Annotated in this window: 19 protein-coding genes; 12 read left to right on the top strand and 7 right to left on the bottom strand. The window is 48.6% G+C overall.

Annotated features, from left to right (window positions below; translation table 11 throughout):
- The first annotated feature begins 103 nt into the window (after positions 1 to 103).
- The 5 genes from AWQ22_RS05210 to AWQ22_RS05190 all read left to right on the top strand — a co-directional run bounded on the left by AWQ22_RS05210 (position 104) and on the right by AWQ22_RS05190 (position 3477).
- Positions 104 to 658 (top strand): DarT ssDNA thymidine ADP-ribosyltransferase family protein, encoded by a 555-nt coding sequence (locus tag AWQ22_RS05210; RefSeq protein WP_065710410.1) that lies wholly within the window; start codon positions 104 to 106, stop codon positions 656 to 658.
- Positions 659 to 670: 12 nt separating this feature from the next.
- Entirely contained in the window at positions 671 to 1381 is a 711-nt protein-coding gene (locus tag AWQ22_RS05205) for a DUF6977 family protein (protein ID WP_065710409.1), read from the top strand.
- A 93-nt stretch (positions 1382 to 1474) separates the two neighbouring features.
- Positions 1475 to 1708: a BrnT family toxin gene (locus AWQ22_RS05200; RefSeq protein ID WP_084448959.1), complete on the top strand. Its 234-nt coding sequence runs from the start codon at positions 1475 to 1477 to the stop codon at positions 1706 to 1708.
- Entirely contained in the window at positions 1698 to 1976 is a 279-nt protein-coding gene (locus AWQ22_RS05195; RefSeq protein WP_065710408.1) for a hypothetical protein, read from the top strand. Before AWQ22_RS05200 ends, AWQ22_RS05195 begins: the two co-directional genes overlap by 11 nt.
- A 202-nt stretch (positions 1977 to 2178) precedes the next feature.
- The gene (locus AWQ22_RS05190; protein ID WP_065711641.1) at positions 2179 to 3477 is read left to right on the top strand and encodes an FHA domain-containing protein; all 1299 of its coding nucleotides are present in this window, start codon (positions 2179 to 2181) and stop codon (positions 3475 to 3477) included.
- Positions 3478 to 3489: 12 nt separating this feature from the next.
- On the opposite strand, the gene AWQ22_RS05185 is transcribed toward AWQ22_RS05190, so the two are convergent.
- Both AWQ22_RS05185 and AWQ22_RS05180 read right to left on the bottom strand, forming a co-directional pair.
- Positions 3490 to 4125 carry a GerMN domain-containing protein gene (locus tag AWQ22_RS05185; protein WP_065710407.1) on the bottom strand — a complete coding sequence of 212 codons (636 nt, stop codon included), beginning with the start codon at positions 4123 to 4125 and terminating at the stop codon, positions 3490 to 3492.
- 22 nt (positions 4126 to 4147) lie between these two features.
- Complete coding sequence (locus tag AWQ22_RS05180; RefSeq protein ID WP_065710406.1) at positions 4148 to 7288, bottom strand: efflux RND transporter permease subunit; 3141 nt, start codon at positions 7286 to 7288, stop codon at positions 4148 to 4150.
- 185 nt (positions 7289 to 7473) lie between these two features.
- On the opposite strand from AWQ22_RS05180, the gene AWQ22_RS05175 reads away from it, so the two are divergent.
- The 3 genes from AWQ22_RS05175 to plsY all read left to right on the top strand — a co-directional run bounded on the left by AWQ22_RS05175 (position 7474) and on the right by plsY (position 9759).
- Positions 7474 to 7878 (top strand): DUF3119 family protein, encoded by a 405-nt coding sequence (locus AWQ22_RS05175; RefSeq protein ID WP_030007233.1) that lies wholly within the window; start codon positions 7474 to 7476, stop codon positions 7876 to 7878.
- Positions 7879 to 7940: 62 nt separating this feature from the next.
- A complete protein-coding gene (locus tag AWQ22_RS05170) occupies positions 7941 to 9074 on the top strand; it encodes a DUF3086 domain-containing protein (protein WP_065710405.1) in 1134 nt (377 codons plus the stop codon).
- Between the two features lie 37 nt (positions 9075 to 9111).
- Entirely contained in the window at positions 9112 to 9759 is a 648-nt protein-coding gene (gene plsY / locus AWQ22_RS05165; protein WP_012306637.1) for a glycerol-3-phosphate 1-O-acyltransferase PlsY, read from the top strand.
- A 360-nt stretch (positions 9760 to 10119) separates the two neighbouring features.
- Here the strand turns inward: plsY and psaJ are convergent, their stop codons facing one another.
- Both psaJ and AWQ22_RS05155 read right to left on the bottom strand, forming a co-directional pair.
- Complete coding sequence (psaJ, locus tag AWQ22_RS05160; protein WP_012306636.1) at positions 10120 to 10233, bottom strand: photosystem I reaction center subunit IX; 114 nt, start codon at positions 10231 to 10233, stop codon at positions 10120 to 10122.
- 43 nt (positions 10234 to 10276) lie between these two features.
- Positions 10277 to 10786 (bottom strand): photosystem I reaction center subunit III, encoded by a 510-nt coding sequence (locus tag AWQ22_RS05155; protein WP_030007236.1) that lies wholly within the window; start codon positions 10784 to 10786, stop codon positions 10277 to 10279.
- A 155-nt stretch (positions 10787 to 10941) separates the two neighbouring features.
- Here AWQ22_RS05155 and tsaD point away from each other — a divergent pair, with 155 nt between their 5' ends.
- Positions 10942 to 12009 (top strand): tRNA (adenosine(37)-N6)-threonylcarbamoyltransferase complex transferase subunit TsaD, encoded by a 1068-nt coding sequence (tsaD, locus tag AWQ22_RS05150; RefSeq protein ID WP_065710404.1) that lies wholly within the window; start codon positions 10942 to 10944, stop codon positions 12007 to 12009.
- A 67-nt stretch (positions 12010 to 12076) separates the two neighbouring features.
- On the opposite strand, the gene purU is transcribed toward tsaD, so the two are convergent.
- Entirely contained in the window at positions 12077 to 12925 is an 849-nt protein-coding gene (gene purU, locus AWQ22_RS05145; protein ID WP_065710403.1) for a formyltetrahydrofolate deformylase, read from the bottom strand.
- Between the two features lie 92 nt (positions 12926 to 13017).
- On the opposite strand from purU, the gene AWQ22_RS05140 reads away from it, so the two are divergent.
- Together AWQ22_RS05140 and AWQ22_RS05135 are read left to right on the top strand one after the other, a co-directional pair.
- Positions 13018 to 14463 (top strand): ATP-dependent DNA helicase RecQ, encoded by a 1446-nt coding sequence (locus AWQ22_RS05140; protein ID WP_065710402.1) that lies wholly within the window; start codon positions 13018 to 13020, stop codon positions 14461 to 14463.
- Positions 14464 to 14512: 49 nt separating this feature from the next.
- Positions 14513 to 15193: a TrkA family potassium uptake protein gene (locus AWQ22_RS05135; RefSeq protein ID WP_062433224.1), complete on the top strand. Its 681-nt coding sequence runs from the start codon at positions 14513 to 14515 to the stop codon at positions 15191 to 15193.
- On the opposite strand, the gene AWQ22_RS05130 is transcribed toward AWQ22_RS05135, so the two are convergent.
- Complete coding sequence (locus AWQ22_RS05130) at positions 15190 to 16812, bottom strand: sodium:proton antiporter (protein ID WP_012306630.1); 1623 nt, start codon at positions 16810 to 16812, stop codon at positions 15190 to 15192. The genes AWQ22_RS05135 and AWQ22_RS05130 overlap by 4 nt on opposite strands.
- A 117-nt stretch (positions 16813 to 16929) precedes the next feature.
- Between AWQ22_RS05130 and AWQ22_RS05125 the strand changes: the two genes are divergently transcribed.
- Positions 16930 to 18063 carry a beta-ketoacyl-ACP synthase gene (locus AWQ22_RS05125; RefSeq protein ID WP_065711640.1) on the top strand — a complete coding sequence of 378 codons (1134 nt, stop codon included), beginning with the start codon at positions 16930 to 16932 and terminating at the stop codon, positions 18061 to 18063.
- An 86-nt stretch (positions 18064 to 18149) separates the two neighbouring features.
- On the opposite strand, the gene AWQ22_RS05120 is transcribed toward AWQ22_RS05125, so the two are convergent.
- A complete protein-coding gene (locus AWQ22_RS05120) occupies positions 18150 to 19115 on the bottom strand; it encodes a hypothetical protein (RefSeq protein WP_065710401.1) in 966 nt (321 codons plus the stop codon).
- Positions 19116 to 19244 lie beyond the last annotated feature (129 nt).

Below are 19244 nucleotides of genomic sequence, written 5' to 3'. Positions count from 1 at the left end.
TGACGATGTAAAGACGCACTGGTTATCTTATAGGTATTATTAATTGAGATTTGGAGAATCGTGATAGTCAAACTCTGAGTTATTTGTCAGAGCAGTTGTTGTAATGATAAATGATGCTTTCTGGTCAGCCTTGAAAATTATGGATGAAATCATACGAAAATATAATATCGACAGTGTTTGGCACTTTACAGACAAAGCCAATATACAATCTATCAAAGATAACGGTGGATTGTTGTCACATGCTGAACTACAGAGTCGTGGTATACAAGTACCTGCACCTGGCGGAAATCAATGGAGTCATGACGCAGATTTGAGTAAAGGTCTTAATCAATATGTTCATCTTTGTTTCTTAAAAGAACATCCAATGCACTATTGTGCAACTGAAGATGGACGCATTAAATCATCGGCATGGCTAAAAATAAAAATTGATGTTTTGAAAATTCCTGGAGTACGGTATTGTGCTGACGTATCAAATAAGTCTGGTGTACCGATACTTGATGCCAATCAGGCAGCAGAGCAAATTGACTTTGAGGTTCTATATTCTCGGCTAGACTGGGGCGATCCCAAGGTAAGGGAGCGGCGAAACTTAGCAAAAAAATCAGAAATTCTTGTGCCAAAGTCCGTACCTCTTGATTACATCATCTACTACGTAACATAGACTGTTAACATTATGGCTAAACGACCAGTATATCTACCCGTTAGCAACAAAAGCCATCTTGTCGATGAGATGCAATGCGATTTTGAGTGGAACCCGGGTTTTTCACCTACTCAAAAGAAAAAAAATGTTATGGCTCTTCATGCTTCCGCAAAGCGTAAGAGCTTATTTCCAATCCTCGAAGTTTCTACGAAGTCAGAGGAGAAGCTGGGTCAACGTCTTAGCGCTTTTAATCTTAAGATTGCTACTCCAGAAGGAGATATCAGCATAGAGTCAGCTTACCAGGGCAGCAAAGTCTTCGAGCATGGTGGCCCATACATAGACTTATATACTAAAGATAGTCGTACTGCGAAAAAAGATAGTCGACTGAAAACTTCTGGAAAGTTAGTAGGTTTTAATTTTTTCGGGAGTAATTGGCCTCTTAGTCCTAAGACATCTTTCTATGATTGGCTTTATCTTTCGGCGCTTCAGCCATACCAGGATTTTTTGATTCGTCACTTATATCAGTACAAAGGCTTTACGGATATAGAGTTTAATCCAAAAAAATCTGTAAATTGCCAAGCACGGAGCTGTGCGATCTTAGTTTCTCTTTTGAAACTAAACGAACTAGATAATGCTCTTGCGTCACAGGAATCCTTCATTAAAATGACAATGCAAGATTCATTGGAAGAGTCTTCTCCCTATAACTGCAAACAAACTACTTTAAATTTGGGCATAAAGAACTAACAAAAAATATTTTCCAGACATCTTAACCTTATCTGAAAATTCTAATAAAAGCCATAACAGGCTGTAATAATAATTGGTTTATAAAGTAGGAATATTTTTTATACGCTGAACGGCATTGTCTTTCAGCAAGCGACAGAGGTATTTTTTGATCCTTTCCTAGTGCTTGTCGATGGGAGCCGTAATGATGAAGATCGTGATGCTGTTATTGGCTTTGATCAAAATTGGAGATTGCTTTTTGTAGTCTATATCGAAAGAGAGGACGAAATAATTCGGATTATTTCTGCCCGTCAAGCAACACGACAGGAGCGTGAGTTATATGAAGTTTAAAGACCTTAAAAAACGGCTAGATAAAGATCGTCCGATGACAACAATTACGATGCGGATGCCAGAGGATGTAATTGATGACCTAAAGCGTATCGCGCCTTTACTGGGTTTTTCTGGTTATCAACCTTTGGTGCGCGCTTATATTGGGCAGGGACTCCGTGCTGATTTAGAGAAGTTAGAAAATCATTCTCTTACTGCTTTGATTGAAAGCCTTAAACGTCATGGCGTCAGTAAAGAATTAATTGAAGCTTCATTAAAAGAGTTGAGTTAGATGATATTCAAATCAGTTCAGAAAATACTCAAATACTAATTGAGTAAAGCAGGAATTTTATTGCGATCGCCGAAAAATTATTACTGGAATGAGAGACGGGCGATCGCCTTAATAATCTTTTATTCACCACTGTGAACCGTCGTCAAATAGGGTGCTACGATGGGCAACAAAACCCTCTGCCATCCTGGAGAAGCTGAGCGTCATGGCCAAATCCATTGTCACCCTTGTTGATAATCTGCCGGAAAACAACATCACCACAAAAGTTTTGACGGCTCTCGATACCCTATTTCCAGGGGAATGGATAAATTTTCGGGGATTTGACGATGCAATCCGCCAAATTACCCAAGAGACCAATCCAGAGGTATTGCAACGAATTCGGGACAAGGCGATCGCCCTCTACGATGACCCAAAAAACGGTTACCAGAGTGCGGTGTTTCTGTACCAAACCGTCGATCGAGCTGACACGGCCCTGGGGACTGCCGCCCTCGCCGACAAAATTGGCGAAAAAATCGGTCTTTTGGGCTTTCTCAGTAAATTGACCCCCAAGGCCGACACCAGCCAAACCATCGATCTCGTGCTGAAAATTTCCGTCGAGGCGATCGCCTACTGCAAACTAAACGGCCTCCCCCAGGCAAACCCCCAGGTTCTCGCCCAGGCCCTCCAAGAAAACTATCGGGGTGCCGCCCTGGTGCGCATGGGAACCCTTGTTTGTGTTGATGGCCTTTTACCCCTGGGGCCGGATTTCCTCGAAAAAGTCCACAGCATCATTGGCCAGGTCGATCAAACCGAAGTGCAAAATAATAGCGGTTATACGGTACTTGGTTCGGCTCTGCCAGGGGAAGATACCGCTTCCAAGCTGGGCTTTTTAAGCGAAAATTTCGAGGCTGTGCGGGGCTGGATGCAAAACTGGATCGCGAAAACCGGTGTGTCCCGTAGCTCTGTATTTAGTCAGTTGGGGCGATTTATTGAATTTGCCGACGACAATCTCGATTTAGTGGCTGCTTTTTTGGATCAAACCACCAATTACTTTACCCATACCGGCATTCAAACGGTGGCGACCCACCTGATTAAACGGGCTTACCAGGACGTACAAACAGAAATGGGTTTACTCCCTGGGACGGTCGCACCACCAGAGCCAGTCCCTACCGACGCCGGGGCGACGACCCTACAGCTACCCCAACCCCAATTTCGCCATGTGCAAACGGATACGGTGCTGGCGATCCCGAAGGTTTCCATTGTCCACATTGGTAAACCGAATCCCCAATATCCGCCGGAAGTTGATTTATCGCCGTTGCCCAATAGCGATGTTGTCTCCCGACTCCACGCAAATTTGTGGAGTGATAATGGTTTTGAGTATTACATCCTGGATGTGGGGAGTTCCAACGGCACTTACCTCAATGGCACTTTGTTGGAACCCAAGGAAAAACATCTGCTGCAAAACGGCGATCGCCTCGATTTTGGCCGGGGCGAAAAGGTCAGCCTCATCTTTGAAATGGGCTAATTGAGAGGCTAATTAAAGATCAAAGTCCGTTGTGAAAATGTCGCGGGTCATGGGCTGGGCAATTTCTAGCCCCTCGCCCCCCAGCACTTCCAAAGGTTCCCCTTCGATTTGGAACCAGACTCCGGCGGTGGGATCAAGGCTAGTGGCCGTATAGAGCACCTGGGCAACGCGACCAATCATCGAGGCACTGCCGCCGCCAAACTGGAATTCTTCGGACAGATTCACCACGATACCATCCCCTTGGATAATCAGGCTTAACAGTTCGGTACCGGGGGGAATTGTGCTACTGAGGCCATCCCCTGGGGTTTCTGTGAGCAATTGGGTAAAGAGGCTTTCGAGTTGGCCTGTGGGCGTTTCTGCGGTGGGGGTCACTTCGACGGGAGCCAAAGCCAGGCGATCGCCTTCATCTTTAAGCCAATAAACCGTCGGCTGGGGCGTCGTTTCCCCAGGATTTGAATCTGGATTATTGTCGGTGGGATCTTCGCCGTCTGGGGGCTGATTATTCTCAGTGGGAGGCTGTTCATTCACCACCGGGGGCTGATTATCTCCATTGGGAACCTCGGTGCAAGCGGTCGTGAAGGCGATCGCCAAAGCCACTGTACCCAACCCTTGCCAAACGCGTCGTGTCCAGATCATTTGTTTTACCATTGCAAACTTACAGAGCAAAATCCTATACCTCATCCTTTGACAGTCGGTGACCCAATAAAGATTCACTCAGGTAAGTCACCAAAATATACAAAATCGGCACCACAAACAAACTCAACAAAGTCGCCACTAGCATTCCCCCAAAGACCGTCGTCCCCAAAGACTGACGACTGGCGGCCCCGGCCCCCGTTGCCAATGTTAAGGGAAAGATCCCCGATAAGGTCGAGATCGCTGTCATCAAAATTGGTCGGAGTCGTTCCCGCGCGGCCTCAATGGCGGCTTTGGTAATTGATAGCCCTTCGCCACGCAAATGGTTTGCAAATTCCACAATCAAGATCGCATTTTTACTCGCCAAACCAATCAACATCACCAGACCCACCTGGCAATACACATCATTAGGGAAGCCCCTAAGTACCAATGCCGTCAAAGCACCACAGATCGCTAACGGTACCGAAAGTAAAATAATCGCCGGATCCAAGAAATTTTCGTATTGCGCGGCTAGAACCAAAAAGACAAAGACCAGCCCCAAACCAAAGATAATCGGTGCTTGGCCGCCAGACTCAATTTCCTCTAAGGCTGTACCCGCCCACTCATAACCAAAACTGCGGGGTAACGTTTGCTGGGCGATGCGTTCCATCGTTTGTAAAGCTTCACCAGAACTGACCCCCGGAGCCGCAGAACCATTAATTTCAATGGAACGCAACAGATTGTAGTGGTTAATGGTTTGTGCCCCAGAGCCGGGTGTGACGGTGAATAACTGCCCCAGGGAAACCATTTCGCCTGTGTCGGAACGGGTATAAACCTGACCAATATCCGCCGGATTATCCCGAAATAGGCCATCCATTTGAACATAGACCCGATAATTATCCTGACCCAAATCAAAGTCATTGACATAGGTAGACCCAAAGGCCGTTTGTAAGGTGCCATAGACCTGGGCAATATTGATATTTTTTGCCTTTGCAAAATCCCGTTTAATCTCAAGGTCATATTTGGGATTATTGGCGGCATAGGTACTAAACACCCCTTGGAGGGCGGGATCTTGGTTCGCAGCACCTAGCAGTTGTCCCATGGCTCCCACCAAATCCTGGATGGCAGCGCGTCCACTGCGGTCTTGGAGTTGGAACTGGAAACCACCAAAGTTACTGAGACCTTGAATCGGCGGTGGATTCACAGGAAAGACACGGGCTTCAGTAATTTGCGCAAAGGTCGGAAATAGGCGACCGATGATCCCTTGGGCTGTTTGTTCAGGTCGAGTCCGCTCTGACCAAGGTTTCAGGGGACAAAAAATAACACCAGAATTGGCTTGACTACCGCCCCCAAAACTAAAGCCACTAATGGCAAAGGTGCCGTCAATTTCGGGGATTTTGAGGAGTTCTGCTTCGACCTGCGCCATCACAGCATCGGTGAACTGCATTGAAACCCCCTGGGGGGCCTGGACAAGGGTGATGATGTAGCCCTGGTCTTCTTCGGGCACAAAGGCGCCGGGGACAATTTGGTAAAGCCAGGCGGTTATCACCAGCAGGACAGTAAAAAGACTCACCACGGCATATTTCATGCGGGTCAGTTGGAAAAGAATTTTTTGGTAGCGGCGACGGAGCCAATTTTGAAAGCGATTGAATTGGTTAAAGACTTTTCCCAAAGCACTGGTGGGTTCGGGGCGATCGCGCAACAAAACCCCAGCGAGGGAAGGCGTTAGGCTCAGGGCAATAAAGGTCGAAATCGCGATAGAGAAGGCAATGGTGAGGGCAAACTGCTGATACAAAGCCCCCGTCGTCCCTGGGAAAAAAGCCACCGGAATAAACACAGCCATCAACACCAAGGAGGTAGCAATGACGGCTCCGGTCAACTCTTGCATCGCGGCGATCGCCGCCTGTTTTGGGGCCATGCCTTTCTCGTGGATGAGCCGGGCAATGTCTTCGACGACCACAATCGCATCATCGACCACTAGACCCGTCGCGAGGGTCAAACCAAAGAGGGTCAGACTGTTAATCGAAAAATTGAAGAGTTTAATGAAAATAAACGTCCCAATCAAGGCAATGGGAATCGTCAAGGTCGGCACGAGGGTTGTACGCCAATCTTGGAGAAAAAGGAAAATCACAAAAATCACTAAGGCAATCGCCGTGATGAGGGTGATCACCACTTCCCGCATCGATGCCGCCACATAATCGGTTGTATTAAAAGCAATCCGATAATCCAACCCAGGCGGAAACTGTTCCGAAAGGACTTCCATCTCCGCAATGACGCGATTTGCCACATCCAGGGCATTACTCCCCGGCCGCTGGAAGATCCCAATCCCGACAGCCTGGTTGCCTCGGTAGCGGACAGTGGTGTTGTAGCTCTCGGCCCCTAGCTCAACGCGGCCCACATCCCGCAGTTTGATAATCTGACCCTGCTCATCAACCTTGAGAACCAGTTCTTCAAACTCTGGTACTGTTCCCAGGCGTCCCCCTTGAATTTCTAAGTCAAACTGATACTGTTGTCCGGCGGGGGCAGGGGATTGGCCCAACTGTCCAGCCCCCACCAGGCGATTTTGTTCTTGGATTGCGGCGACTACGTCCTGGGGGATGAGGCGACGGGCCGCCAGACGATTGGGATCAAGCCAGACCCGCATCGCATAGCGACGTTCCCCAAAAATTTGGACATTACCGACCCCCTCTAGTTTGCGGAGGGCATCGAGCAGATAATTATCGGCATAGTTACTGAGAAAGACATCGTCATATTCGCCCGCCTCGGAGTACAAACCCACCCCAAGGACAATGTTATTGCTGCTTTTCGCCACCCGGACTCCGTTTCGCTGGACTTCTGCGGGCAGTTGTGAGGTGACGGCGGCAAGTCGGTTTTGGATATCGACGGCGGCAAGATCTTCATTACGACTCGCATCAAAGGTGGCCACAATGGTGCTCAGACCGTCGTTACTACTGGTGGAGGAAAGATATCTGAGACCTTCGATCCCGTTGAGTTCTGCTTCAAGGATATTGGTAACGGTTTGCTCTACTACTTCAGCACTGGCCCCGGTGTAGCTGGCGGTGATGCTGATTTGGGTGGGACTAATTTGGGGAAACTGGGCAACCGGGAGGCTGGGAATCGTAATGAGACCGACCAGTAAAATGATCACACCACAAACCAGGGCAAAAATAGGCTTCTTGATGAAGAGCTTAGAAAACATTGGGAGAATCTGAGAAAAGCATCTCCCTATCGTAAGAGTTTTTTTCCAGAAAGGCCGGTAATTTTCTGGGTTTCGCGTCAAATTCTTTATTTTTGTGCTTCAAATCAGAAAATCTTTAATGGGGAAAGGCTTGGCGTTAAAATTGGAATTCACCCCTGCTCACCCTAAAACCCGCACAGCAAGCAATGACTTCTGCTTCTCCGTCCCCTCAGCTCAGCGATCAACTGCCGCCAACGGTGGAATTACGGCCTAGCTATAATATTCCCCTGGTGCTGATTATTAGCGGGATTCCCCTAGCCCTCTGGCAAATTTGGGTGGGGGCGATCGCCTCGTTATTTGGTCTATTTTTACTTTTTCAAGCAGTAACCCTGCGACTAGAATTCACCGCCACGGATTTAGATGTTTATCGCAGCGGTGATCGCATTCGGCGTTTCCCCTATCGCGAATGGCAAAATTGGCGCATCTTTTGGACAAGGGTTCCCATCCTGTTTTACTTTAAAGAAATCAATAGCATTCATTTTTTACCGATTATTTTTGACCCCCGCACCCTCCAGCAGGTTCTCGAAGCGCGCTGCCCCCGCCAAGACTAAAACCCTTCATTAATGACGCTTTCCCCTGCGTTGTCACCCGTTGCCCCTAAGGACAAACTTTTATGAGTTCAGACCCCCAACAAGACCAACAAGACCGACCCAAATTAGATCTGCAACCCACTCCCAAAGAACCATTAAATTTGCCCTCTGAAGCGAGTGGTATCGAGACTGATGCCAGTGCTTCAACTCCTGCGCCTGACCAGACCCCAGAGACCACGACAGACAGCACGGACTTAGAAAAATTACAGGCAGAGAAAGCAGCGCTTCTGGCAGAGATTGCCGAACTTAAGGCAGAAAAAGCGGCCCTCTTACAAACGGAAACGGGAGATCTCCAAGCTCAACTAGAACGGTTGATGGCCACAGGACTCCAAACCCTCGAAGACAGACAAGCAAGCCTGCAAAAATCTGTTGCCCAATTGGAGCGACGTCGGGACAAAATCCGTGAGGAAATGCGCACCACCTTTGCGGGTACATCCCAAGAAATTGCCGTGCGGGTGCAAGGGTTTAAGGACTATCTCATCGGGAGCTTGCAGGATTTGGCGATCGCCGCCGAGCAGTTAGACTTACCCAGCTTTGATCAAGATTGGTCTGCGGCACCGTCACCAGTACCGACCCCGGAGCCTCCTCCTCAAAAATTAACCCCGCCCCAGTTTTCGGAGCAAAGTTTTGCCGCTAAGGCGCGTCGAATCCAGGAAATGCTGGATCAATACCGAATGTCGCCGGACTACTATGGCCCCCCTTGGCAACTGCGCCGCACCTTCGAGCCAATCCATAGCGAACGGGTGAAAAAATGGTTCTTTGACCAAGGTGGACGGGGCGCAATCCGGAGTATGGGTAGCCGTCTGCAAAATATTCTTGTGGCTTCGGCCAGTTTATCGGTGCTCTACAGTCTCTATGGCGATCGCCTCCGGGCCTTGATTTTGGCAAATACGCCAGAACGGCTCGGCGAATGGCGGCGGGGCTTACAGGACTGTTTAGGCATCTCCCGCAGTGACTTCGGGCCAAACTCTGGGGTCATTTTATTTGAAAGTCCCGATGCCCTCGTCCAAAAGGCGGATCGACTCGTAGAAGATGATAGACTACCGCTAATCATTATTGATGAGGCTGAGGACAATATTAATCTGTCGTTGCTGCAATACCCGTTGTGGCTTGCATTTGCGCCGGAACCCCAGTCCGATTCTTCTTACTTTTTCTAAGTTTTCGCACGTGTTTTCTGCATCGGAGTAATGGGTTATGAATCTTTCGTTGGCGATCGCCCCCTTTTGCATCGGAGTGGCCTATTTATTGGGCGCTATTCCCACGGGCTACCTAGCTGGCAAGTGGCTCAAGGGAATTGATATCCGCGATTATGGTTCCCGTTCCACAGGGGCGACCAACGTCCTCAGAACCCTCGGTAAAAAAGCGGGGATCACGGTGTTGCTCTTCGATGCGCTCAAGGGCGTTGCGGCGATTTTATTTTTCAAGCTGCTTTATACCCACCCTGAATGGATTGCCTTTCCTGCCAACTATGACCAATATTGGCTCACCATGGCCGTGGCGATCGCCGCTGTCTTGGGCCACAGCAAATCTATTTTCATCGGCTTTAACGGCGGCAAATCCGTTGCTACCAGCATCGGTGTCCTTTTGATCATGGCTCCTTGGGTTGCTCTGGGCACTATCGTTACCTTTGCAGCGGCAATTACTTTAACCCAAATCGTTTCCCTGAGTTCGATCAGTGGGGCGATCGCCGTGATGCTTTTGATGATTGTTTTACAGCAGCCCCTCCCCTACATCCTCTTTGGGGCGATCGCTGGTATTTATGTCATTGTGCGCCATCGCAGTAATATCCAAAGAATCATCGCTGGTACCGAACCTAAAATCGGGGCTAAAGCGACAAACTAAATTTTGAAATTAATGCCCAAAAAATCAAACTCTGTTTGCGGAGATCGGGAAAGGGTTGTCTGCATTTTTGATTAACTTTTCCGGTCTAATTTGTGAAGGTGCCGCTTTATTGAAAAGGCAAAATATTTGATGATTTCAAGGTTTTGTAGTCTTTGTTTATGGGCATGATCTTTTCACAAAAGAGTCAAAATGACGGCTTTCTTCTAATTCGATTCGGGTCAATTTCCTTGATTGCCTTTCTGCCGCTACAAAGTCAAAAAAAATCAAGTCGAACCAATTAAAAAAGCACTGAGACTATTCCCAGTGCTGTTGTTTTATTAGATTATTAAAACCAAAATCCCAGTGATGTTTTATTTAAACCTACGGGTGGAATAAAAGATCAGGGAAGAAACGGTTGAACTCAATTAGTAGTCCGGCCGTAAAAACCATCATTGCGGTCAACAACACCGGCGCAGAAGATAAGAACTTATCCATTTATTTACTCCAAAAAGAATGATAAATACTTAAAAATGAAAACCTAGCGAGGAGAGATGGGGACATCCGCATCCTTCACGACTAGCTCACCGGAAGTAAATTCTTTCAGAGCAGCCAAAGGCCAAGCAAAACCAGCCAACATCAAACTAAATGCCCGGGGGACATTGATGATGACTTCTTGCATTGCCGCATCTTTTTCATCACGGACTGCGATCAGATAAGCGCGACCAGCCCAGCCGATCCAACCAGCAATGTAGAGAAAGAGAATACTTGGAATTAAAAATTCACCGGCATGATCAAGACGGCCGTCCACGATGAGGTGGGGCAAACCTTCGGGGCCACAGAGGGCTTCAGAGTAAGCAGCGGCACGGTTTTGACCGGAGTTCGGGTCTGCGGTGGTGTTGCGGAAGTTCTTTGCTCTTTGTTTATAAGCGGCGGACTCACTACAGGGGGTTAAGTGAGACAAAGAATCTGCTTTCACGGGGGAAGCAAAACCCAGCCACAAAGTTAAAGAGAGAGCAAAGGCGCAAACAACAGCTACGAAACGTTGCATAAGTTTGTTTCCTTTTGTTACAAAATAATTAAGTTTTTTGTACAAAAGATACGCCAATCCATTTGTACTTTGGAAGCAATATTACTGTGACCAGCGTATCGAGTAAAGGCAAAAAAGGTTAAAGTTGTTAACTTAAATCTAAGTTATACCGATATATGAGCATTGTTTTAGCAATCGAAACAAGTTGTGATGAAACTGCCGTTGCAATTGTTAATAATCGTAAAGTTCTTGGCAATGTGGTTGCTTCACAAATCGACATTCATCGGGAATTTGGTGGCGTTGTGCCAGAGGTAGCATCGCGGCACCATTTAGAAAGTATCAATGCTTGTATTGACACGGCCTTTGAGCAGTCGGGGTTGGACTGGTCTGAAATTGAGGCGATCGCCACGACCTGTGCGCCGGGCTTAGTGGGGGCTTTGTTGGTGGGAGCGGCCGCCGGAAAAACGTTAGCGATGGTGCATAACAAGCCTTTTATTGGCGTTCATCACCTAGAGGGACACATTTATGCCAGCTACCTCAGTCAACCGGAGTTAGAGCCGCCTTTTCTCTGTCTCTTGGTTTCCGGGGGGCACACGAGCTTCATTGAGGTGCGCGGTTGTGGGGAATATGAACTGTTGGGGGAAACCCGTGATGATGCGGCTGGAGAAGCCTTTGATAAGGTGGCACGGTTGCTGAAGGTGGGTTATCCGGGGGGGCCAGTGATTGATCGTCTGGCTAAAGCAGGAGATCCCCAAGCCTTTAAGTTGCCAGAGGGAAGAATTTCCTTACCGGGCGGGGGTTACCATCCCTACGATTGCAGTTTTAGTGGTCTAAAAACGGCGGTGCTGCGTTTGGTGCAGCAATTTGAAACCCAGGGGAAAGCCGTGCCTGTAGCAGATATTGCGGCCAGCTTTCAATACACCGTTGCCCAGGCTTTAACGAAACGGGCGGTACGGTGTGCAGGCGATCGCCAACTGCAAACCATTGTGGTCGGTGGTGGTGTGGCAGCAAACAGTGGTTTACGAGAAATTTTGACGGCAGCGGCAGCGGCAGCAGGAATTCAGGTTTATTTCCCGCCCCTTAAGTTCTGTACGGATAATGCGGCGATGATTGCCTGTGCGGCGGCGGAACATTTCCAGAAAGGCGATCGCTCCCGGCTAGATTTGCCTGTGGCCTCCCGGTTGCCGATTACCCAAGTGCAAACTCTATACACCCCTCTAGTTCCCCTTAAGGGGAAATCTTAAGCTGCACCATCTCCCTTAAAGGACATACACCCTCCGGTCTATCGACCACCTCCCTCAAGGGAGGATTTTAGGCGAAGACGGCGGTGCGGTTGCCGTAAACTAAAACGCGATTTTGTAGATGGAGGCGGACGGCGCGGGATAAGACGATACGTTCTAAATCTTTGCCTTTGCGAATTAGATCTTTCACGTCATCCCGGTGGCTGACCCGCACCACATCCTGTTCGATAATCGGCCCTTCGTCGAGATCCTGGGTGACGTAGTGGGCCGTGGCACCAATGATTTTTACGCCTCGGTCGTAGGCGCGGTGGTAGGGTTTCGCCCCTGCAAAAGCTGGTAAAAAGGAATGGTGGATATTGATCACCTGGTTAAACTGGCCGAGAAAATCTGGACTAAGCACCTGCATATATTTGGCGAGGATCACCAGATCGATGTTGTATTCCTGCAACAGGGCCAATTGTTTTGCTTCTTGTTCTGCTTTGGTGGCTTTGGTGATCGGGATATGGTGAAAATCAATCTTAAATTGTTGGGCGATCGCCTCTAGTTCCTGGTGATTGCTAATAATGAGGGGAATTTCTGCCTTGAGTTCTTTAGCTTGTTGTCGCCAGAGCAGATCCAGCAAACAGTGATCCTGTTTTGTGACCCAAATGGCCAGCCGGGGAACCTGGTCAGAAAAATGTAGGCTGTAGGTTGCCCCCAACGGTTTGGCGATCGCCCCGAAAGCAGGTTCAATGACCTCCCGTGGCAGGTTGAATCCGTCTAGCTCCCACTCGATGCGCGTCAGAAATAAACCAACGCTAAGATCCGTATGCTGATCGGCGTGGATAATATTGCCGCCATTGGCATAGATAAAGTTGGCAATTTTCGCAACCAGACCTTGTTGATCCGGACAGGACACTAGCAGAGTAGCAGTGGGCATTGCTTTTGTAGATTCTTAAAGGTTCGCAAAACTCCATTATTGTACGGGTTTCGCCTTGAAAATGAACGGTGTAGCAAGAAACTCACGAAAAAATGACACAGACTTGGGCGCAGGTACAGCACACCTTCCAACAAATTTGGGGCTACGATGACTTTCGGCCACCCCAGGATCAGATTATCCGCAGTTTACTCGCCGGACAGGATGCTTTGATTATCATGCCCACCGGTGGCGGTAAATCCATTTGTTTTCAACTGCCAGCTATTTTACAAACGGGTCTGACCCTGGTGGTTTCTCCCTTGGTCGCTCTCATGGAAAATCAGGTGCAAACTCTCCAGGCAAAACGCCTCCCGGCCCGACTCCTCCACAGTCAGTTGTCAAAATTAGAGCGGTGGCAAACCCTGCAGGCAGTAGCCAAAAACCAGTTGCGCTTGCTGTATCTATCGCCAGAAACCCTTTTAAGTCCCCCGGTTTGGGAAATACTGATTCAACCCCAGCTCAAGGTGAATGGTTTAATCCTCGATGAAGCCCATTGTTTGGTGCAGTGGGGGGATACCTTTCGTCCGGCCTACCGACGCTTAGGGGCTGTGCGTCCCGCCTTACTACGCCACAAACCCAAGGGCACAAAAATGGCGATCGCCGCCTTTACGGCCACCGCTGATCCCCAAGCCCAGAAAAGTATCAGCCAAACCCTCCAGCTCAAGAGTCCCAAAAAATTTGTCGAGAGTCCCTATCGCCCGAATTTACATTTAGCAAGCCGCACCGTTTGGAGTCCCAAGGGCAAACGAGACCAGTTGCACCGATTGCTACAAACCAATGCCAAGGCGTCGGGGTTGATTTACGTCCGGTCGCGGCGGGAGGCGGAAACCCTAGCCATGACCCTGGGGCAACAAAATTATCAGACAGCGGCCTACCATGCGGGTCTTAGTCCAGGCGATCGCCGCCAACAGGAAAAAGATTGGCAAACGGGGCGCTTACAATTTGTCGTTTGTACTAATGCCTTTGGGATGGGCATTGATAAAGCTGATGTGCGCTGGATTCTTCACTACCATCCCCCTAGTCTTCTGGCGGAATATCTCCAGGAAATTGGTCGCGCCGGTCGTGATGGAAAAAAAAGCACAGCCCTAAGTTTGATCAGCGAACCCACGGGCCTTTTAAACCCGGAGGATAAAAACCGCACGCGCTTTTTTCAACAAAATCTCCAAAAGCAGATCCGCCACGCCGCAAAATTGGCCCAGACCCTTCCTCTCCAGGGCAGCATTTTAGAACTCGATCACCAAGCAGAATTAAGCCTAGGGATTTTACACAGCACCGGGCAACTCTGCTGGCGGGATCCGTTTACCTACGAACGTCAGCCAACCTTAGATCCGAAAGCCTTCACGCTTCTGAAACAGCAACAAATCCACGCTGTTCGCCAGCTACAAACCTTTTGGCGACAAAAAACCTGCCGCTGGCAATTTTTAATCGACAGTTTTGGTTTCCATGACCAGGCCAAAGACTTCCGCTGTGGCCATTGCGATCGCTGTCAGAACTCTTCATGATCAAAGCGAAAGGCGATCGCCTTTTTTCCAGTTACCAAGGAGAAACCCCATGTACGTTTTAATCGGTGGTGCCGGGATGATGGGACGAGATCTCGCCAAAACCCTCCAACGAATGAACCACACCGTCGCGATCATTGATACCGATCCGGCCGCCTGTCAGGATGCCCGCGAAAAAATTGGTGTCATGGCCTTTGAAGGAAGTGCCGTTAAAACCAGTGTCCTCATCGAAGCTGGCATCCGCAAAGCCAACGCCGTGATTGCCACGCTCCGGGACGATGCCCTCAATCTCGCCTTGGTGACTCTCTGCAAACACTATGGTGTCCCGCAAATCATTGTTCGGATGCGCGATCGCGACTTTATCGAGCCCTACAAACTCGCGGGGGCAACCCACATTATCAGCACCACAGAACTGGCCCTCAATCGCGTGGTTAATGCCATTGAATATCCTGAAGTCGATGCAATGATGCATTTTGAACAGGGGCAAATCGAAGTTTTAAAGCTCTCGATTCCTGAAAATTGCGCCATTGTTGGCCGGAGCGTCGCGGAATTAGCCCAGGATCATCGGTTTCCTGCCGGGACATTAGTAATCGGCTACCAAGCGCACCCCCACGAAGAATTACAAATCCCCAATGGCAGCACCCTCCTAGAGAGCGGTTCGACGATCCTGGCTGTCACCAAACCAGAACTGGTACACCAGTTGGTGGACTTTATGGGGTTGTGTGTTGTTTAGGGATCCCGGAGCGCCAGAATTTTTTGGTTCAACTCTTGTAGATAGGGCCGAGCCGTCTCATCACTGATTAAGCCCTTGAGAATCGCTTCGTTAATGGCACTTTTTTCCGCGAGAAAGAGGCGATGGCGCAAGCCTTCTAAATAAGCTTGGTTTTCAAACTGGCTCAGTTTTTGGGTGAGGCGCTGATTATAAAGCCCCCGTAACTCTTCCTCGGCGTTGGCAATGCGGGCCTGGTAGCTGGCAAAGAGTTCTTCGTAGAGGAATTTTGGCAAACTGCCACTCTGTAACAGTTCCTTCAGTTCCTCCTGGGCAGATTTGGCGGCGATTAGATTAAGTTGCAAATTTTCGAGGTGTTGGCGGACGGGGGAAGGCTTGGCGAGTTGGAGCTTTTTCACAAACCAAGGCAAGCTCAAACCTTGACCAATCAGGGAAACTAAGACGGTACTAAACACGAGGGTAATCACCTGCGATCGCCCCTGGAGGGTTAAAGGCAAGCCGAGGGCGAGGGCCATGGACAAAGAGCCTTTCACATTACCGAAAATGAGTACGTGCTGCCAGCGGAGGGGCAAGGGGCGGTCGAAAAACTTCAGCACCGACAGCAGAGGATAAATCGAACAAATTCGCCCCACTTGATAGGCCACCACCGCCAGTAAAGCCGCCGGAATTGTCTGTAACAACGATAAAGGGGCGACCTCAATCCCCACGAACAGAAAAATAAAAGTATTCACCCCAAAACCTGCATATTCCCAGAAATTCAGGAGCGTAATCGTTACGGAACCGGAGCATTCTCGCAGCGCCACGTTGCCGATCAAAAGACCCGCGATCAACACGGCGATCGCACTAGAAACCCCCAAGGCTTGACCAATTTGAAACGTACCCAGGGAGACCGCCACCGTCAACAAAATATTACTGAGGGGATCATCCAATTGCCGGAACAGGCCAATGCACAAATAACCCAGACCCAGGCCTAGCAAACCACCCCCCACAAAGGCAATTAAAATTTGCTCAACCCCTTCCCCAACGCTAAACGAACCTTGCAGATGAATGGTGGTCACAATATTCAGTAGAACAAGGGCGATCCCATCGTTAAACAAACTTTCCCCTTCCACAATGGTCGCCAGTCGCCCCGGTACTGGCACCGTCCGAAACGCCGCAATCACCGACACTGTATCTGTAATCGTGAGAATAACGCCCACCGCACAGGCCGTTAGCCAAGCTAAATCTAAGCTGACCTTCAGGAAAAAAGCGGTGATCGTCGCCGCCAAAAGCACCCCAGGCCCCGCTAAAAGGGCGATTGGTTTAATGGTGCTCCGCAAACGACTAATATCGGTATTGATCGCCGCCTCAAAGATCAAAATCGGCAAGAATAAATTGAGAATGACCTCAGGATTCAAGCCAATGGCATCGGAGAGAATTTGTTTGGGGATCAACAACCCTGCCAACACCAGACCAATCACGTAGGGAATCCTCAGCCAGCGGGTCACCAGTGCCACGACCGTCGCCACCAACAGCAACAGAATTAAAGTATTCACCAATCCGGTAAAGGCATTGGCCGGCAAAGAAACCGCTTGTCCGAACAGGAAGATGTGGCGCACAATGATCAGGGGAGGATTGGGCACGGTGGTAAGTTTCCTTGGTGAGAATAATCGGTTGCAACATCCTACGGTAACGGCGATCGCCAGAAATCGACAGGCTGACGCAAAATTTTTGATGCTTAGTGACGGGATATTGATATGGTGCGGGTAGTGATAACGGGCCTGGGTTTACGCTGTGCCCTGGGCGATCGCCACCAGGCTTGGCAAAAATTACAACGGGGAGAAAGCGCGATCCAATTGCGGCAACCGTTTCGGGATTTACCCGTTATTCCGGTGGCGATGTTGGGGAAAGCGCCTGTGGATTTAGAAATTCTGCGGCGATCGCTCGTTGAGGCAACCCTCGTAGATGCTGGCCTAGAACCGCCTTTAGAACATTGTGGGATTGTGATCGGCTCTAGTCGGGGCTTTCAGGGGCAGTGGGAAAAGCTGCGGTATGACGACCAACAAGGACATCAGAGAGGATTAGAGAATTGGTTAACTTATTTACCCAACCAATTGGCGATCGCCACGGCCCAGCAAGTTGGCTCCCAAGGGCCAGTTTTAGCACCGATGGGGGCTTGTACCACCGGATTATGGGCGATCTCCCAGGGCTTTGAACTTTTGCAACGGGGCGATCGCCCACAGGTGTTAGCCGGAGCAGTGGAATCTCCCGTCACACCTTTAAGCATTACGGGGTTCCAGAAAATGGGGGCGTTGGCGACGACGGGCTGTTTTCCCTTTGACCAACGGCGGGAAGGACTGGTTTTAGGGGAAGGGGGGGCGATCTTTCTGCTCGAAACCCTAGAATCAGCCCAGCAACGAAACGCCAAAATCTACGGCGAAATCCTCGGCTGGAGTTTTACCTGTGATGCCCACCACATGAGCGCGCCCCAAGGTAATTATCAGGTCGCAATGAAGGCGATCGCCCAATGTTTAGAGCGGGCTGGCCTGGAACCCGAAGACATAGATCATATTCATCCCCATGGCACCAGTACCCGTTTAAATGATCAAGCCGAAGCAACGATGATCGAAACGCTATTTCCCCACCGTCCTTTTGTCAGCGGTAGTAAAGGGGCAACGGGCCACACCCTCGGCGCATCGGGAGCTTTGGGGGTGGCGTTCTCGCTGTTAATGTTGCGAGATCAACGGCTTTTTCCCTGTGTGGGCTTAGCTCAGCCAGAATTTGACTTAAATTTCGTCACAAAAGCCCAGAATACTCCACTCCAAAATGCTCTCTGTTTCAGCTTTGGGTTTGGTGGTCAAAATGGGGCGATCGCTATCCGAAACTATCCATAGAAAGAGTCATTTATTTTAACTTTATCGCTGAAATATTTACATGGCTTGATTTAGATGGCTTGCCAGAAGCACACACTAATGATTTTTCACCATAATGCTGCAATCTCTTCATGGACTTTTTTACTATTCCAATAGAGATTATGAACAGTAGAAATATGATCTCCTATATCTACATATATATCTTTAATGGCACTAGATTCTTGCATCAAACCCTCGACTGGCCAAGCAATAATATCATCCTTATCCCAAAAATTAATCCATCGTGCTCCATTCAAAGATTGGCCAAATACTTCCGGATTGTCTGCCAAACCATAATCATGGAAATTTAACGCATTTCCTTGAGCAAGAATATCTAGAACGGCATTACTGCGAAAAGCCAGCATTGAAATAGGAGAACCAAAAGTAAATAAGCGACGCACTCGGAGTCTTTTATTGTCTGCTAATTTTCGTAGCTTTTCAAAATCTTGCAGGATATGATTGACTTCCGAACTATCCTCATTGCCAACCTCGATAAAATCATGGTCTTTATTACTCAGAATAGACTGGGACGCAAAAAGATAAAAAAGGAAATCAAAGGCAATCACTGAACCAGCACTATGCCCTAAAAAAGTTAACGATATAGGTTCATTTTTTTCTAAAGGCTCTTGAATACATTGAATAATCTGAGATGAAACACTTCTCCGAATACTTCTTTTCCCATCTTGGGAAACATAATAAAACATATCTGAAAAGCCCCGAATCATCAGTTCTCTCAATGTGGAGAGAAGTAACCGAGCAGGATTGATTGTCCAGTCCGAAGTCTGTTGTATGTGGCCGAGTAACTTCTTTGCTAATTCATCCTGCGCCTTTGCCAACAAATAGTCGCCTTCTAGAACAGGACTTTGCTCTGATCCCCATTTTATGTCACAACGTTTTGCTTTTTCCCAGTCTGAACGATTGGGGAAATTTGTGCTGACTTTCCCAACACCTTTATGGAGCTGATCGTAAGTTTCAGTTTGATCTGGATTATTTTCTGGTGAAACGCCGTGGATATAAATTAAATATTCATGCATAGATCTTACCCATACAATAATGAGCTGCCATCAAGTCACCGAAGATGTTAATTATTAATGGTAGTAGCGAAAATTGTCTTATGATGAAAATCTTTTGTTTTTTTTATAAAAGACTCAGCTAAAAGTGCA

It is taken from the genome of Picosynechococcus sp. PCC 7117, assembly GCF_001693275.1.
Classification (GTDB): domain Bacteria; phylum Cyanobacteriota; class Cyanobacteriia; order Cyanobacteriales; family MRBY01; genus MRBY01.
Note: the sequence above shows the minus strand (reverse complement) of the source record. Positions and strands in the feature narration are given on the sequence as shown.